This window comes from Paenibacillus sp. QJM3NY_38, assembly GCF_056173265.1.
Window position 1 is genome coordinate 4,583,828 of record NZ_CM149665.1, and the last position, 15,824, is coordinate 4,599,651.

Consider the following 15,824-nt stretch of genomic DNA (forward strand, 5'->3'; position numbering starts at 1 on the left):
GCTGCGAAAACCGTCATCTAGATGGCTCAACCCTTCAGGGCCCCATTCAGATTCATGCCTTCTAGGAAATAGCGCTGGAACAGCAGGAACACGATAATAATCGGAAGCAGCACCATGCAGGATGCGGCCAGCAGAAAGTTCCACTGCGTGTTCAGCTGTCCGATGAATACCTTCAGACCGATGGGCAGCGTAAAGGTTGCCGGGTCCGTCAAGTACAGCAAGGGGCCGAGAAAATCGTTCCAGCTGCCGTTGAAAGCCAGTACTCCGACGGTGGTCAAAGCCGGTGCGGACATGGGCACAATCAGTTTTCGCCAGATATAAAAATTGTTGGCCCCGTCAATATAAGCCGATTCGATCAGTTCCGTAGGTATCGTCATATAGAACTGCCTCAGCATGAAGATGAAGAACGCGGAGCCCAGAAACGGCGGCACGATCAGCGGCAGAAACGTACCTACCCACCCAATATTCGCATAAAGAATATACTGCGGGATCATCGTTACGAACCCCGGGATCATCATCGTGGCCAGGATGACCGCAAACCAGAAATTTCGTCCGACAAACCTCATTTTTGCAAACCCATATGCAACGAGCGAGTTGGACAAGACGGATCCGACCACCGCAAAGGCGGCGACGATGACCGAATTGCCGAGGTAGCCGCTAAACGGCGCCGCCTGCCAGGCTTCACCGAAATTGCTCCATACAAATTCCGTAGGCCACCATGTCGGGGGATAGGCGAATACCTCCTGAGATGTCTTTACCGCTGTAATGAACATGAACCACATGGGCAGCAGTACGGTTAACGAGAATAACGACAGCAGAATAAAGTTGACCGCCTTCAGCATGCGGTTGGTCTTTTTCACGCTCGACAGCCGTTTCAACTTGGCGGCTGCTTCTGGTGCAGGTACGGAATAATGGGGAGTGCTCATCGATGGTCACCGCCTTCGTAGTGAACCCAATATTTCGAAGCGGTCATGTTGATGACCGTGATGATCATGACAATGACGAACAGGAACCATGCCATAGCCGAAGCGTATCCCATCCTATAGTCCACGAACGCCTCGTTGAACAGATGCAGATTGTAGAACAGCAGGGAGGAGGCCGGGCCGCCTGCCCCGTTCTCTGACATGACGTAAGCTTCCTGGAACACCTGGAACGCGCCGATCATCGTCGTGACGACGTCAAAGAATATGATGGGTGTAATCATCGGAATCGTAATTTTGAAAAAACGGCGGATTCTTCCCGCCCCGTCGATCTCTGCGGCTTCATACAGCTGCTTCGGAACGGAATGGATGGCGGATAGGTAAAGAAGCATGCTGGTCCCGATTCCCCACAGTCTCATCAGCACGAGCGAAGGTTTCGTCCATACCGGATCCGTCAGCCACGAAGGGCCTTCGATCCCGAAGAAACGGAGAACCGTATTGATCAGGCCGGTCTGGGGACCAAGCATTTGCATCCACAGCATATACATCGCAACGCCCGCCAGTACGGTCGGCAAATAGAACAGCATCCGGAAAAATCCGCCGCCCCATACCTTCTGGCTCAGCAGCGCGGATACGGCGATGGCCGCGATGGCCGAGAACGGAACCCCGACCGCTACGTACCACAGCGTGTTGGAGATCGATTTCCAGAAGAGAGTATCCTGAAAGAACATTTCGGAATAATTGCTGAGGCCGATCCAATCCCGCCTGGAAGTAATATTGTAGTTGGTGAATGAGACATACAGGGAAAACAGCAACGGTCCGCCGGTTAGAGCGAAGAACCCCAACAACCACGGCGAGATAAACAAGTAACCCTCCAAATTGCTTCTTAAGCCGATTCTTGCCTTATTCCGCATTTTCATCACTTCCCGCTTCTAGTTAGTGGTATATCCGCAAAAGGGTGCAACACCGAGTCGCGCCCTTTTGCGGATCATACGGTTATGATGCTTACTTCTTATTTCGCTGCACGAGATCCTCGACCGCTTTCTGGGCTTCGGCCATGGCTTCTTCCGGCGTCTTTTTGCCGATCCATACTTCCTCCACCTTCGGTTTCACGAGGTCCATGTGGCTTGGCGCGAATACGGGGAACGGCGTCAGCGCGGTCCACTCCATGTTCTCGGTCGCTTTTTGGAATACTGGATGAGAGAGCGCCTCCTTGCTCTCCGCGGCTTCGATGTTGGCTACGCTGTCGTATACTTGCGTCGCCCAATATGTTTGAGCCTTCGTATCCGTCAAATACTTGACGAATTCCCACGAGGCATCCGGATGCTTGGCCCCGACCGGAATTTCAGCTGTAAAGCCGCCGCCCCAGGACCAGTACCCTGAGCCTTCTTTGAACTCGGGAATGAAGGCCATGCCGTAATTTTTATCCGGCGCGAAATCGCGTACCTTGGTGAACTCGGTAGCCGTTTGCGCAATCATCGCTACCTTGCCGGATACGAACGGATTGGTCATCCCGTTGCCGAACTCGGCTGTAAACGCATCCAGTTTTCTTTTGGTGTAATAATCAAAATAGTTCTCCTTCACCCATTTCACGGCTGCCAGCTTCTCAGGCGTATTCACGGTTACAGTTCCGTCAGGTTGGAGGAAAGACTGTCCCCCGGACGCATTCAATGCCCAGAAGTCCCAATCGACATGGGTTAACGGGTAGAATCCCAGGCGCTCGATATTTCCGTCGTCACTCACCTTATCGAGCTTTCTGGCGGTCTCAATCAATTCGTCCCATGTTGACGGAGGAGCTTCCGGATCCAGGCCCGCTTCTTTGAACATATCTTTATCGTAGAACAGGAGCCTTGTATCCGTGGTAAACGGAATGCCGTAGGAATGGCCCTCATGAACGGTTGCATCCCACAGCTGAGGATAGAATTTATCTTTAAAGCCCGGCTCCTTATCGATATAAGGCTGCAAATCCATCGATTGCTTGGCGTCCGCCCGGGTTGGAACGCTGTTAATATCCTGAATGACAATGTCTGGAGGATTGCCTGCCGCGGTTGCCGCTAACGCCTTTGTCCACACATCACCCCAAGGATAATGGACATGCTTGACAACGATTTTGTCCTGGGAAGCATTGAAATCACTTACAATTTGCTCGATGACAGCCTTATGCGTACCGTCACCCCACCAATCCCATAACTCCAGCGTGATTTTGCCGGCATCGGCCGGATTCGCCGATGTATTCGTGTCCGTCTCTGCGCAGCCTACTAAAGCAGTTGACATTAAGAGTACAAAGGTTAAAAGCATAGTGCCAAGCCTTATCTTCTTCATCATCGTGGCCCCCTGTATGAGTAGTAGTGAACATTTGAACATTCGATCATTAATTATTAAACCTTATTCAATAATTAAGGAGTCATATCGGAATTATAAACGCTTACATTATAAAATGTCTATATTTTTTTAATTATTTCACTAAATTTATTAAACTATCTTTAATAATAAAGGGGGGTGAGGGTAATCATTTCCCCTCTACTCGCTCATTTCGTTCAGAAATTTTTCGAGCACGATCGTTCCGGCACCGATGATCCCTGCAAACTCTCCCAGCTCGGATGGCTGTAGCACGATTTTATTGTGGAAGCTGGACAGGCTTCTGTTATAGGATGTCTCTTTGACATATTTGAAGAAATCCGGGTATCGGTTCGCAAGGACTCCACCGATGATAATGGTCTCCGGGGTAAGCAGATTAATGACATTCGCCAGAGATATGCCGACATAACGAGCCGATTCGTTCAGCATGTTGGCAGCCAATTGATCTCCTTCCAGACCGGCCGTAATCACATCGGTGACGTCCAATCCGTGATCATTGCCATCAAACGAGGATTTAAGAGAACTCGCAGCTCCGCGCCGCAGCTCTTCTCCGACCCTGCGGACGATGGCGATGCCGGAGGCGATCGCTTCCAGGCAGCCATAATTGCCGCAATTGCAGCGCGGACCGTCAATATCGATCGTGCAGTGCCCGATCTCACCGGCTCCAAAAGGGTACCCCTGATATATTTTCTGGTTGAAGATCAATCCGCTCCCGATTCCGATATCCGCATCCACGTATACCAAATTGCTGAAATGCCTGCCGTTTCCATACCATAACTCACCGAGTGCCATCACGTTAGCGTCCTTCTCGATTTGGGTCGGAAGCTCCGTATTCTCCTCGATCAGTCCCTTTAATCGCACCTGATGCAGCCCGGGAAGGTTCGGCGGAGACAGGATCTTGCCTTGGACCGGATCCAGCGGTCCGGGAGCTCCCACGCCTATGCCGATGATTTGGGACTTCAGGCCCGACTCGTCCAATACGGCTTGGATCGTGGAAATAATGACATTCACCACGCTGCCGCGATTCGCGTTATCTTCGAAGATGGAGCGTTTCTCCATCATCGCTTTCCCCTGCAAATTAATGACTGCCGCTCTTACGGAGGAGGCGCTGATATGAACGCCGACCGCGTAGATATCACCGGAATTCAAGGAGAGGAGTTTGGGCTTCCTGCCCCGGCTGGACTCGTCATAAAACCCGGCTTCAGCAATCAGCCGATCCCTCATCAGCTCTTCCACCAAATTGTTAACGGCGGTAAACGTCAAATTCATCTTGGCTGCGATTTCCGCTTTCGTTAAACTGCCATAGTCGCGGAGCAGCGCAATAATGCCGATACGATTCAGGTTTCGGACATGCCGATTGTTCTTTCCAACGGAATTATTCATGTTACAACCTCATTCTTTTACCAATAATTGTACTTGCCCTCTAACACATCTATCATAGGGGAAAATTCGGAGTTAGTAAAACCCCTTCCTCAGTCTGCAAATGAAAAGCCTGATCTCCTCATGGGAAATCAGGCCTAATGATATCGCACAATTGCGTTTGTTTAACTTAAACGTGGCTCAGCATTTCGCGGCATGCTTCGGCACATTTCCGGCATGCATCTGCGCATTGTTTGCAATGCTCGTGCTCATGCTTCCCACACTCTTCCGCGCAAGCGAGGCATGCCTTGATGCACAGCTCGCAAATCTCCTTAACGTAAGGGCTTTTTCGTGACATGGCTTGAGCCGCAAACGCACATATATCGGCACACTCTCTGTCGAGGGTTATACAATCGCGAAGCATGGCCAGTTCGTACTCTTTCAGGCAGGACACATAACATACATTGCAAGCGTTCATACATTGGAGACATGCTTCGATACATTCTTTATATTTGAGTTCATTTAACATTGGATAGATCCTCCTTGTAGTTATTACGCTATGCCTTTGTATTAAACGTTCGACTGCCCTCTGAATCAAACACCGGCCAGAAGACCCAAGGTATAATTGCCCAAGTTAACTAGGCAAATGGTTGACTTATGCCCAGCTTGTCTTCCCCTCGAGCTTTTCAAGCTGCTCTCTTAGCAGCGACTTCTGGAAGTGCTCCCCAATAAACACCACCACATCCGGCACTTGGCCCTGGGGCGTAATCTTCATAAAATCGGATTCGCGAAACGCGTACTGGAACAAAAAACGGCTGTTCGTATCGCTGAAGGTGAGAATGCCCTTCGCCCGGTACACATCCCTTGGCAGCCCGGCTATCAATCGTTCGAATTCCACACTGTTTACCGGATGGCTGAAATAGTATGTGTAGGACATTACATGATCATGAGAATCGTGAGCATGACCATGAGAATCGTGAGCATGACCATGCTCATGGCTGTGGTCATGCTCATGGCTGTTGGCTTGCTTGTTCTTGTCTGTATCCTCATGGGCATCCCTGCCCTCTCGATTAGGTGCAATCGAATGCTCATCCCGGTCCTGGGGATCGCTCTGCAGCAGATCTTCAAGCTTTATGTCGCAGCGCACCGCAGGCATGATCGGAGCATACGGATTCCAGCGCTCGACCAGCTGCTGAACCGTCTCTTTGCCCTGATCCGTCACTTGGTCCATCTTATTGAGGACAAGTGCCGAGGCTGCTCGAATCTGCTCCTGCATCAAACGATAGGTTTTCCCTTTCTGCTCTATATTCAAATGCAGCAGATGCGCGGCATCCACGACAGTGATCAGTTTTTTCACATCGATTCTCATGTATAAAGAAGCTTCCGCCGCCGCGTCCAGGATTTCCATCGGATTGGCGATCCCCGTCGCTTCAATGACGATGACATCCGGCTGCTCCCGCTGGATTAGCATCGCGATTTCAGATGATAAATCGGATCGGATGGTACAACAAATACAGCCGCTCAGCATCTCCGCCGTCGGTACTTCTTCACCGGCGACAAGCCCTTCGATGTTGACCTCGCCGATCTCATTCATGACAATGGCCGGCCGCAATCCCTGCTGCTTGAAGGAGGTAATGAGTCGGCTAAGCAATGTCGTTTTTCCACTGCCAAGAAAACCTGATAAAATATAAATGGGTGTTACGTGCTCCACGTTCCATACTCCTTTGCGTGCATCATGATTATGCTAGCGAGTGTACTACATTTCATCCGTCTACTGCAAGCGCGCCGCCACTAACTATAACAGGAGATGTCATTTCTATGAATTCATCGCAAGAGCATAAACAGCAATCCCCCGCTTCTGTGAACTGTAAGGTGATTACGGTTTCGGATACGCGGACCAAGGACACGGACAAGAGCGGCAAACTGATGATCAGCTTGCTTGAAGAAGCCGGGCATGCCGTTGTATCTTACAGCATTGTTCAGGACGACTACGAAACGATCCGCGAAACGATCTATACTGCGGTCAGCAATCCGGAGATTGATGTCGTCCTGCTAACAGGCGGAACAGGCATATCGAGCCGGGATACCACCTACGAAGCCGTATCCTCACTGCTTGATAAGGAACTCCCCGGATTCGGCGAAATCTTCCGCTTCCTAAGCTTTACGGAGGATATTGGGTCTGCGGCCATATTGAGCCGTGCGATCGGCGGCACGCTAAGCCACACGGCCGTCTTCTCCATGCCGGGTTCGAGCGGAGCCGTCAAGCTTGCGATGAACCGGATTCTGCTGCCTGAGCTGCGGCACATCAAATATGAGCTGGATAAACACAGATCATAATCAACGCCAGGCACCATGCAAAAGGCCGGATGCATATGGGCATCCGGCCTTGGCAGTATCCTAACTGCTGGCACGTCGTTGATGTTTGGCAAGCAGGGAGGGCGCTATTTTTTTGACCTGGTCATAATAGTTATCCGTTTTGTCGCCCGTCGACGTATATACGATGGACGTTTCCTTGTCGCTCACGATCAGGTTATGTCCGCCGGCCGCATTGGCATCCCCTTCTGTTACGCCGTATATCTCCTCGATCCCTTTTTCCCTGCCCGCTTGATCCTGATAGACATATACGGTGATGAACTGGCTTGCATCATAATTGATCCGGTATTGATACGTAATATTGCCGACGTTGTCCTCCGCATAGGTTTCATTGGTCAACGGCATGCCCACCTGGTTAAACGAGGCTTGGAGATCCTCAAGGAATTTTCCGTTCAAACCACGTCCCGATATCCGGGCCTCCCTGGACCCTTCCTCGTAAGCCCTCATGTTATAAAGGCGCATCTCGTCCCTGGCTATCTGCCTGGAACAACCGACCGATATAGCAAGAATGGAACAAAGCAATAAAACGGTAACGATTCTGCGATAATTCATGTTCACTCACCCTTCCTTAGGTGTCAGAGGTTGCCTTCCCTTAGAATGCCTGAGGATGAGGAACATTATGCGTATGAGAAATCAAGGTAATATTATAGAGCGATGACGCTTCTTCCAACCGCTCCGCCCTGCAGAATGGTGTTCAGCACTTCAGGCAGATCGTGTAGACTGTATTCTGTAATTCCTTCTTGTAGCACGGATGCCGGCTTCCATTCATCCGCCAGTTTCAACCATACCGATCGGCGGTAGGCCATAGGGCAGTATACCGAATCGATTCCGAGGAGATTGATGCCTCTAAGGATAAACGGAAACACCGTCGAATCAAAAGCACCGCCACCCGTCATACCGGAAACAGCGACGCTTCCGCCATATTTTACGCTTTTCAGAAGTGAACCCAGTTGGTTTCCTCCGACCGGATCTACTACCGCTGCCCATCGCTCGGCAGAGACGGCCCCCTTGGAGGATGCCGCAGCCTCTTCCCTGGTTATCACTTCATGAGCTCCCAGCTTTAAGAGCCAGTCCCTCTGACTTGATTTGCCTGTAGATGCCGTCACGCGATAGCATAATTGACTCAGGATGGAGACCGCGAAGCTGCCCACGCCCCCTGTTGCCCCCGTAACTAGAACGGCCCCCTGTTCCTGTCGCAGTCCATTTCGTATCAAGGCCTCTATCGATAATGCAGCCGTAAAACCTGCGGTTCCGATAGCCATCGCATCACGCGGAGACAAGCCCTGCGGCAGCGGGACAAGCCATTCTCCCTTAATCCGTGCATACTGGCTGAACCCGCCTTCATGAGATACGCCTAATTCATAACCGGTACAAAGAACGGAATCGCCTTCCTTGTAATCAGCATGAGCGGAATGCACAACCGTTCCTGCCAGATCAATGCCCGGAATAAACGGGTACCGGCGGACAATTTTCCCTTCCGGTATGCTGGCCAGCCCGTCTTTATAGTTAACCCCGCTGTATAACACCCGCACAATAACGTCACCTTCGGGCAGCTGCTCCAAACTCAGGTTCTCCACGCTGCCGCGAACCCCTTGCTCATCTTGTCGTAGCACGTAGGCCTGAAATTCGATGTCGTTGTACACTCGGATCACTCCTTTGGTTTGTGGAGGTACTGGATATCAATCTTGATCTGCACCATGAATGTCGAAGCTTCATAAATGCTCTCGGAATATGGCGACTTGTGCGCTTTCCCGAGAAATGATCCAGTATCATCTTTATAATCAGAATTATGTTATTATGGAAAAAGAATACTTTTACAAAAAAATGATCAGCAGGAGTTGAAATCCACGTTATGACTCATTTTGATCATGGATCTACACGTAGATCCTTCCGCTTCTCGTACTTGCTCACGCTGGTAACACTACTTCTGTTACCGGTCGTCCATAAACCGATCAGCCAGGTTTTTGGATTCCTTGGTATTCATACACAATCAGGGGGCATTGCCGGCTCGTTTCTCGTTTTCTTTTTGAGTTTGGGTCTCATTCTTACGCTGTTTAGACTGGTCTTCTGGGTTTTCCCTTTAATTACCTGGTCTGGTCTCAAAGTGTACGTACTAATCGGCCTCCTCTTCATTTTAATGACAGGGATCTACGAATACACAAACACACACCGCTCGGTAGAAGCGGCGGTATTGAACGAGAAACATGCTTTTCTTGAAGCACCTTTCCGCATAGATCATGCTGAAATCATACAATCCGAATTAACCTCTGAGAATGTTTATGCTTTCGTGGGTACACCTGGACTGGGACTGCAATTATCCACCTATACCAAAGGATGGTTCGGATGGAATATGTCCGCCGTAACTACATTATACCCTTCTCCTGAGAATCCCGCTTCTCCGTCCGTATTCTCGGAGACAAACCTGGATTCATCACTCGTGTTTGGCCTGTATAGGAGCACAGAACCCATTCGGATTCATGTAAATGGTCAGCCGGCACATACCATACCCTACCAACAACTGAGGCCTGATGTCAGTGAAGATTGGTACATGTGGTATTACGAACGCCAGCCTGACATGCTAGAGAACAAGGACAAGGTTCATCTCACCGCGCGTGACGTCAACGGAAGTATAGTGGATCGACTTGACCTATAGGCCGAGTACAAAAAGACGCCCCTTCTCCTGCCAAGCGGCAAGATTGGGAAAGCGTCTTTTTCATTGCTGTATTTTATAACCTAATCTTCATGCTGTTCCATGAACTCGGCCATCATCCGCTGTTTCACTTCCCAGACCTCTTCACTCAGATTCACACGGTAAATTTCCGGATTCAGCTTACGCAGATACTCCGGCCAGAACTGACCCAGCTGAGCATCATGATAGCTGCGAATCTCTTCGAGCTTCGGCAGCTCATACACCAGTTCGCCATTCACAAACACCGGTTCAAGCATGGACACCGCTTCAAAGTTCTTTACATTCTTGCGCATGTAAGGATGCAGCGGATTAAACAGCTTTAATTTCCCGTTTTCCGGCGGCATCTCTTCTTCCGGGAAGCAGATGTAATCGGCGATCGCTTTGCCGCTGCCCTTGGATATGATGCGGTATACCTCTTTTTTGCCTGGGGTAGATACTTTTTCGGGGTTGCCCGAGATTTTGATGGTCGGTACCATCTTCCCGTCAACCTCCCGCTCCACCAGCTTATAAACGCCCCCAAGCGCAGGCTGGTCGGCTGCCGTAATCAATTGGGTACCGACGCCCCAAGTATCTACTTTGGCCCCTTGCGCCTTGAGATCCAGAATGGTGCCTTCATCCAGATCGTTCGATGCCACGATACCGACGTAATGAAGACCGGCCTCATCCAGCATCTTCCTTGCCTGAATCGACAGGTACGCCAAATCCCCGCTATCTAAACGAATGGCATTCATCCTTTTCCCTTGGGCCTCCAGCTTCTTCGCCGTTACGATGGCATGGGGAATCCCGCTCTTTAACGTATCGAAGGTATCCACCAGCAGCGTCACTTGATCCGGCATAACCTCGGCAAATATATCAAAGGCCTCCTGCTCGCTCCGGAAGGTCTGCACCCAGGAATGCGCATGCGTGCCTTTTGTCGGGATGCCGAATTTCTCGCCAGCCAGCATATTCGACGTGGCATGGAAACCGGCCAGATACGCAGCACGCGCCCCCCATACCGCCGCATCCGCTTCCTGTGCACGTCTTGTACCAAACTCCAGCAAGGTATCGCCGCTGGCAACCTGCCGGATACGGGACGCTTTGGTAGCGATCAAGGTTTGAAAGTTCATAAAGTTCAAGAGTGCCGTTTCGACCAGCTGTGTCTCGAAAATGGTGCCTTCCACTCGAATGAGCGGCTCATTCGGGAATACCAGCGCCCCCTCCTTCATGGAATGAATATTCCCTTGAAAACAGAATCGGCGAAGCTCTTCGAGAAATTCAGGTTTATACTTCTCTTCCTGTTTGGCCAAATACGCGATATCCTCATCCGAGAAACGCAAGGATTCAATATAATGCACAATCCGCTCAAGACCGGCAAAAACGGCATATCCGTTACCGAATGGCAGCTTACGGAAATACGCCTCAAACACCGCACGCGTACGATGAGAGCCATTAATCCAGTGAGCGTACATCATGTTAATCTGGTATTTGTCCGTGTGTAGTGCTAATCCTGCTGTCAGCATCACGATCATCCTCCACTGTTACCCGGTTCATCTTGGCTTCCGGGTGGTTCAAGCTGTCTATTGATTAAGAAGTTCCTTACTTCGCACTACCGATGCCCCGAGACTGCTTTGAAAGTGACTTAAAGCCCACTTGTGTCCTTCCGGATTAAAGCTTGCGACGGCATCTTCATAAACGGTAATCCGATATCCGTAATTATAGGCATCCACTGCGGTATGCAGCACGCAGATGTCGGTGCAAACTCCGATAAGATCGACTTCGGTAATCCCGCGTTCCCGCAGCTTCTGGTTCAGATCCGTACCACAAAATGCGCTGTATCTCGTTTTGTCCATCCAGTAGATGGCGTCTTTTCGTTCCTCATACACCCGCTGAAGTTCACCGTATAATTCCCGACCCCGGGTTCCCCGAATGTTATGCGGAGGGAACAGCTTGGTTTCGGGATGGTAAGCGTCATTGCTCTCATGCAGGTCCACGGCCATGACAACAAAATCACCACGATCGCTGTATAACTTGGTCAGCTCCGCGATGTTGTTCTGAATGTCAATGGCGGGCTTCCCTACCGGCAGATTGCCATCCACGAAATCATTCGTGAAATCTATCACGATCAAGGCTTTCATCTGACACACTCCTCTACGACATGATTAATGTGATCGATAAAAAACAGCTTGTGAATCCCATCCTACGTATAAATCGATAGCAATGGTGCATGATCCGTAAACCGATACAATTGGGCCGGCCGCTGGGAATATTGATTGGAGTTTAGCGGCTTGCCGTTCTCATCCCTTGCTTCTTCCAGTATCCCCTGCCTGCTGCGGGTCGACGTGATTTTACGGATAAAATTGGGCTCGTTGAACTCGGGCACAACCGTCTGGATGACCTGATATAACTCGCTCAGTGTAAAATGCTCCGGTAAAAACTGCCGCGCAATCGTCGTCTGCAGCATTTGCTGCTGAATCTTGCGGTACGCATCCATGATGATATCCCTGTGGTCAAAAGCAAGCTCCAACTCTTCCAAAGCTTCCGCGACCGTAAACAGACCTACCTCTTCCGCATCATCGGCAGCCTGGCGATGCTCCAGCATCCATTCTTCTACCAGCGCGTAGAATGCATGGCTGATAATCCAGCCCCTTGGATCCCGTCCCGGTGCGCTGTACACGCCCAAGTACTCCAAATGGCCGCCATCCACCCCGGTCTCTTCTTTCAGCTCCCGTTTGGCGGCATCGTAGATCGACTCACTCTCACGGCAAAATCCGCCGGGGAGTGCCCACATACCCGCACATGGCCATGACCTGCGCCTGATCAGCATCACCTTAAGCTCGCGTATGGGCAATGTCTTGGTGAAGGTTTTCCGTTCCCGCTTCGTTAAGGTAAACATCACGATATCAGCGGGCACACCATCCGGTGTTCTGTATTTCTTGGCACTGCTCTTTGGAGCCTGTTCGCTATCCGTCATTTCCATCACCATAACTATTATTTTGATAATTTCATTATGACATATTTAAAAATGATGTCAAGGATTTCCTGACCCCATCCTTTATATAAGTTTACTATGCCCTATTCATTCTCATTCTGTACATGAAATAACAAGAATAGAAAAGGTGCGGAACCATTCCGCACCTCGTTTCATCTATCCGCAGCTGCTTGGCGGCGTATCTTTTCCTGTTTCCACATTCACTTTTTCCGAAACCGTATCATGAATCACGGATACGACCAGCTGAAGAAGATAATTAATGTCGCTTTGACTTTGCTGGAACTCCATCACGAGCGGAATACCGTCAATCTCCTCTTGCAGTTCTTCGATCTCCCGTTCGATTTTGGCGACCATATCCTTGTTCTGGAACGTTTCAAAAGCCACGATTTCCTTTTGCTTTTTCTTAATGGTTTTTATCAGGTTTTGAACCCGTTCGTGGTTCTGGATCTTCTCTTCGGCCTGCTTAAACATCTGAACTTCTTCACTGGTGGATATTAATTCCGCCAGCTCGCCGGCTTTTGCCAAAATATCGTCACGTATAATCAATTCACGCGTGTTGTAAGTTGACATACCGTATGTGTTCGTACGAACATGATCATGTGCCAAGGTTCATCGCTCCAATTCTTCATCATCTATATGGGAATATGCAGCACCGGCCGTTTTTTTGTTCGCGGCCCTATGCTGCATTTGAATGCTGCCTGCTCCTCTATTATACCGCATCCGAGGCAGGAATCGTGTCCGGGATTCTATCCCCTTTGATATACCAGGTCTTCGTATCCGTAATCAGGACATTTACGAAGCTGCCTATGAGGTCAATCGAGCCTTCGAAATGCACCAGCTTGTTCGTACGCGTGCGTCCCGACAGCATGGAATCATTGTTCTTGCTGACTCCTTCTACCAGCACCTCCACCGTAGAGCCAAGCAGCCTGTCGTTGCTCTTGCGGCTGTACTCATTGATGGCGGCATTCAATCGCTGAAGACGCTCGCTCTTGACCTCCATCGGTACATTATCCTCCATCACCGCCGCTGGCGTTCCTTCACGAGGAGAATAAATGAACGTGTAAGCGGAGTCGTAGCCGACCTCCCGAACCAGGGACAGCGTCTCCTCAAACTGCTCATCGGTCTCACCGGGGAATCCGACAATGATGTCGGTGGTGAATGCTACATTGGGAATCGCCTTCTTAATTTTATGGGCGAGCTCCAAATACGTCTCACGCGTATATTTGCGGCTCATTTTTTTGAGCACTTGCGTACTTCCCGACTGTACCGGCAGGTGAATATGCTCGACCAGGTTACCACCCTTCGCCAGCACCTCAATCAGGTGATCATCGAAATCCCTTGGATGGGATGTAGTGAAGCGAACACGCGGGATATCGATCTTGTGAATATCATCCATCAGATCGCCGAAACGGTATTCGATATCTTCAAAGTCTTTGCCATATGCGTTCACGTTCTGACCGAGCAGCGTAATTTCCTTATACCCTTGCCGGGCTAATTCACGAACCTCAGCAATGACATCCTCCGGACGCCGGCTGCGTTCCTTGCCGCGGGTATATGGGACGATACAGTATGTACAGAATTTATCACAGCCGTACATAATGTTGACCCAGCCGCGGAGACCTTCTCTCTTTTTCGGTAGATTCTCAACAATGTCGCCCTCTTTGGACCACACTTCAACCACCATTTCCTTGCTGAAGAGCGCTTCCTGAATAAGATGAGGCAGACGATGCACGTTATGCGTACCAAAAATCAAATCCACAAAGCCATGCTTTTGGAGAATTCGATTAACAACCGATTCTTCCTGCGACATGCAGCCGCAAACGCCAAGGAGCATATCCGGCTTTTCCGTCTTCAAATGCTTCAGATGGCCAAGTTCGCCAAACACTTTATCCTCCGCGTTTTCACGAATGGCACACGTATTGAGCAAGATGATGTCCGCCTGCTTCCGATCCTCGGTTGCCCGGTAGCCCATCTGCTCCAGCAATCCTTTAATCGTTTCGGAATCATGCTCATTCATCTGACATCCGTACGTATACACGATATAATGCTTGCCAGCCCCAAGGGTTCGAAACGCTTCCGGCAGCTCGGTATCGTACAAGACTTCGACACTCTGCTTGCCGCGCTGTTTTTCCTGTCTATGATTAGGCTCCGAAAGGATGTTGATTTCCCGGCCATTGATGCGAATTCTCTTCCCGTGTTCATCTTCGGAGAGAACTTTGGCTCCTGAAAAATCAAAATACTTGGAGTAGTCCTTACTTTCTTTGGACATGCTAGGTCACTCCTTAGATCCACAAAATCTCTGGTTTACATGACAAAATATCTTAAATAGGCACTGTTTTAAATTATATCATGATCTTATTGCCTAAGCTACCACCTTGGGCATTAATGAGTCCAAACCTTAACAGACGCTCTCTCCTTCAAAATAGGCCTTCCGAAACATGGAACCCGTAGAAAATTTCAAAAAAGAGCCTGAAATCGAAATGAATCGACTCAGGCTCTTCCAGCTGTCGCTAAAAACGCTTAACAGCAGCACATGCGTGACACATACAGTATGTTCATGAAGTTTACTGAAGCTATAGATTAATCAATAATTTCAGCAGTATCTCCGTTTTTGGCGCCGGCAGCGTTAGCTTCATCGGTATCGATATGCATGTCGAGCGCAAAATTGTCGGATACGCGGGCAATGACGTTCTCCAGAACAAGACCGCGTTCGCCGCCTAAGCGTACCTTCAGCAGGTCCTTGTCTTTAATACCCCATTGATCCGCATCGGATGTGTGGAAGTGAATATGACGAGCGGCTACGATGACACCTTCATCCACCGTTACTTCACCAGCCGGACCTTTGATCGTGATTCCCGGGGTTCCAGCGATGTTTCCGGATTCGCGTACAGGTGCTTTCACACCGATGGCGAAGGAATCCGTGCGGGAAATCTCCAGTTGGGTTGCAGGACGTGCAGGTCCCAAAATTCTTACTTTATCGAATTGTCCCTTCGTTCCAATAACCGCTACCGTTTCGTTGGCTGCGAATTGTCCTGGCTGGGACAATGGTTTGAACTCTGTCAGCTGATATCCAGGGCCGAACAATGCCTCAATATGCTCTTGGGTTAAATGAATATGGCGGGCGGATACACCCACAGGTACAGTTTTACTCATCTGT

The 15,824-nt window shown here is 49.9% G+C and carries 16 protein-coding genes; 2 read left to right on the plus strand and 14 right to left on the minus strand.

Annotation, left to right across the window (positions count from 1 at the left end; all coding sequences use genetic code 11):
* Positions 1 to 26: 26 nt before the first annotated feature.
* From AC0VZ8_RS21070 to AC0VZ8_RS21095, 6 genes are all read right to left on the minus strand, one after another.
* Entirely contained in the window at positions 27 to 926 is a 900-nt protein-coding gene (locus AC0VZ8_RS21070) for a carbohydrate ABC transporter permease (RefSeq protein WP_083397596.1), read from the minus strand.
* Positions 923 to 1,840 (minus strand): carbohydrate ABC transporter permease, encoded by a 918-nt coding sequence (locus AC0VZ8_RS21075; protein ID WP_475484303.1) that lies wholly within the window; start codon positions 1,838 to 1,840, stop codon positions 923 to 925. The genes AC0VZ8_RS21070 and AC0VZ8_RS21075 overlap by 4 nt, the downstream gene beginning before the upstream one ends.
* 85 nt (positions 1,841 to 1,925) lie before the next feature.
* Positions 1,926 to 3,245: an ABC transporter substrate-binding protein gene (locus AC0VZ8_RS21080; RefSeq protein ID WP_260065211.1), complete on the minus strand. Its 1,320-nt coding sequence runs from the start codon at positions 3,243 to 3,245 to the stop codon at positions 1,926 to 1,928.
* A 195-nt stretch (positions 3,246 to 3,440) separates the two neighbouring features.
* Entirely contained in the window at positions 3,441 to 4,661 is a 1,221-nt protein-coding gene (locus AC0VZ8_RS21085; protein ID WP_071220166.1) for an ROK family protein, read from the minus strand.
* Positions 4,662 to 4,827: 166 nt separating this feature from the next.
* Positions 4,828 to 5,166: a four-helix bundle copper-binding protein gene (locus AC0VZ8_RS21090; protein ID WP_071220165.1), complete on the minus strand. Its 339-nt coding sequence runs from the start codon at positions 5,164 to 5,166 to the stop codon at positions 4,828 to 4,830.
* A 126-nt stretch (positions 5,167 to 5,292) separates the two neighbouring features.
* Positions 5,293 to 6,348, minus strand: coding sequence for a CobW family GTP-binding protein (locus tag AC0VZ8_RS21095; protein ID WP_475484304.1), 1,056 nt, complete (start codon positions 6,346 to 6,348; stop codon positions 5,293 to 5,295).
* A 107-nt stretch (positions 6,349 to 6,455) separates the two neighbouring features.
* Here AC0VZ8_RS21095 and AC0VZ8_RS21100 point away from each other — a divergent pair, with 107 nt between their 5' ends.
* Complete coding sequence (locus AC0VZ8_RS21100) at positions 6,456 to 6,974, plus strand: MogA/MoaB family molybdenum cofactor biosynthesis protein (RefSeq protein WP_475484305.1); 519 nt, start codon at positions 6,456 to 6,458, stop codon at positions 6,972 to 6,974.
* A 60-nt stretch (positions 6,975 to 7,034) separates the two neighbouring features.
* Here AC0VZ8_RS21100 and AC0VZ8_RS21105 read toward each other — a convergent pair whose 3' ends face one another.
* Complete coding sequence (locus AC0VZ8_RS21105) at positions 7,035 to 7,562, minus strand: hypothetical protein (protein ID WP_475484306.1); 528 nt, start codon at positions 7,560 to 7,562, stop codon at positions 7,035 to 7,037.
* 92 nt (positions 7,563 to 7,654) lie between these two features.
* A complete protein-coding gene (locus AC0VZ8_RS21110) occupies positions 7,655 to 8,653 on the minus strand; it encodes an NADPH:quinone oxidoreductase family protein (protein ID WP_475484307.1) in 999 nt (332 codons plus the stop codon).
* A 209-nt stretch (positions 8,654 to 8,862) separates the two neighbouring features.
* Here AC0VZ8_RS21110 and AC0VZ8_RS21115 point away from each other — a divergent pair, with 209 nt between their 5' ends.
* Positions 8,863 to 9,663: a hypothetical protein gene (locus tag AC0VZ8_RS21115; protein ID WP_475484308.1), complete on the plus strand. Its 801-nt coding sequence runs from the start codon at positions 8,863 to 8,865 to the stop codon at positions 9,661 to 9,663.
* Between the two features lie 80 nt (positions 9,664 to 9,743).
* Here the strand turns inward: AC0VZ8_RS21115 and AC0VZ8_RS21120 are convergent, their stop codons facing one another.
* The 6 genes from AC0VZ8_RS21120 to pduL form a co-directional block, all read right to left on the minus strand.
* Positions 9,744 to 11,198 (minus strand): nicotinate phosphoribosyltransferase, encoded by a 1,455-nt coding sequence (locus AC0VZ8_RS21120; protein WP_475487733.1) that lies wholly within the window; start codon positions 11,196 to 11,198, stop codon positions 9,744 to 9,746.
* Between the two features lie 57 nt (positions 11,199 to 11,255).
* On the minus strand, positions 11,256 to 11,813 hold the full coding sequence (locus AC0VZ8_RS21125; protein WP_475484309.1) for a cysteine hydrolase family protein: 558 nt from the start codon (positions 11,811 to 11,813) through the stop codon (positions 11,256 to 11,258).
* 62 nt (positions 11,814 to 11,875) lie between these two features.
* Positions 11,876 to 12,661, minus strand: coding sequence for an NUDIX hydrolase (locus tag AC0VZ8_RS21130; protein WP_475484310.1), 786 nt, complete (start codon positions 12,659 to 12,661; stop codon positions 11,876 to 11,878).
* A 162-nt stretch (positions 12,662 to 12,823) separates the two neighbouring features.
* On the minus strand, positions 12,824 to 13,273 hold the full coding sequence (locus AC0VZ8_RS21135) for a YlbF/YmcA family competence regulator (RefSeq protein WP_071220156.1): 450 nt from the start codon (positions 13,271 to 13,273) through the stop codon (positions 12,824 to 12,826).
* Between the two features lie 103 nt (positions 13,274 to 13,376).
* Positions 13,377 to 14,936 (minus strand): tRNA (N6-isopentenyl adenosine(37)-C2)-methylthiotransferase MiaB, encoded by a 1,560-nt coding sequence (gene miaB / locus AC0VZ8_RS21140; protein ID WP_475484311.1) that lies wholly within the window; start codon positions 14,934 to 14,936, stop codon positions 13,377 to 13,379.
* 311 nt (positions 14,937 to 15,247) lie between these two features.
* Positions 15,248 to 15,820 carry a phosphate propanoyltransferase gene (gene pduL, locus AC0VZ8_RS21145; protein WP_071220154.1) on the minus strand — a complete coding sequence of 191 codons (573 nt, stop codon included), beginning with the start codon at positions 15,818 to 15,820 and terminating at the stop codon, positions 15,248 to 15,250.
* Positions 15,821 to 15,824: the final 4 nt, after the last annotated feature.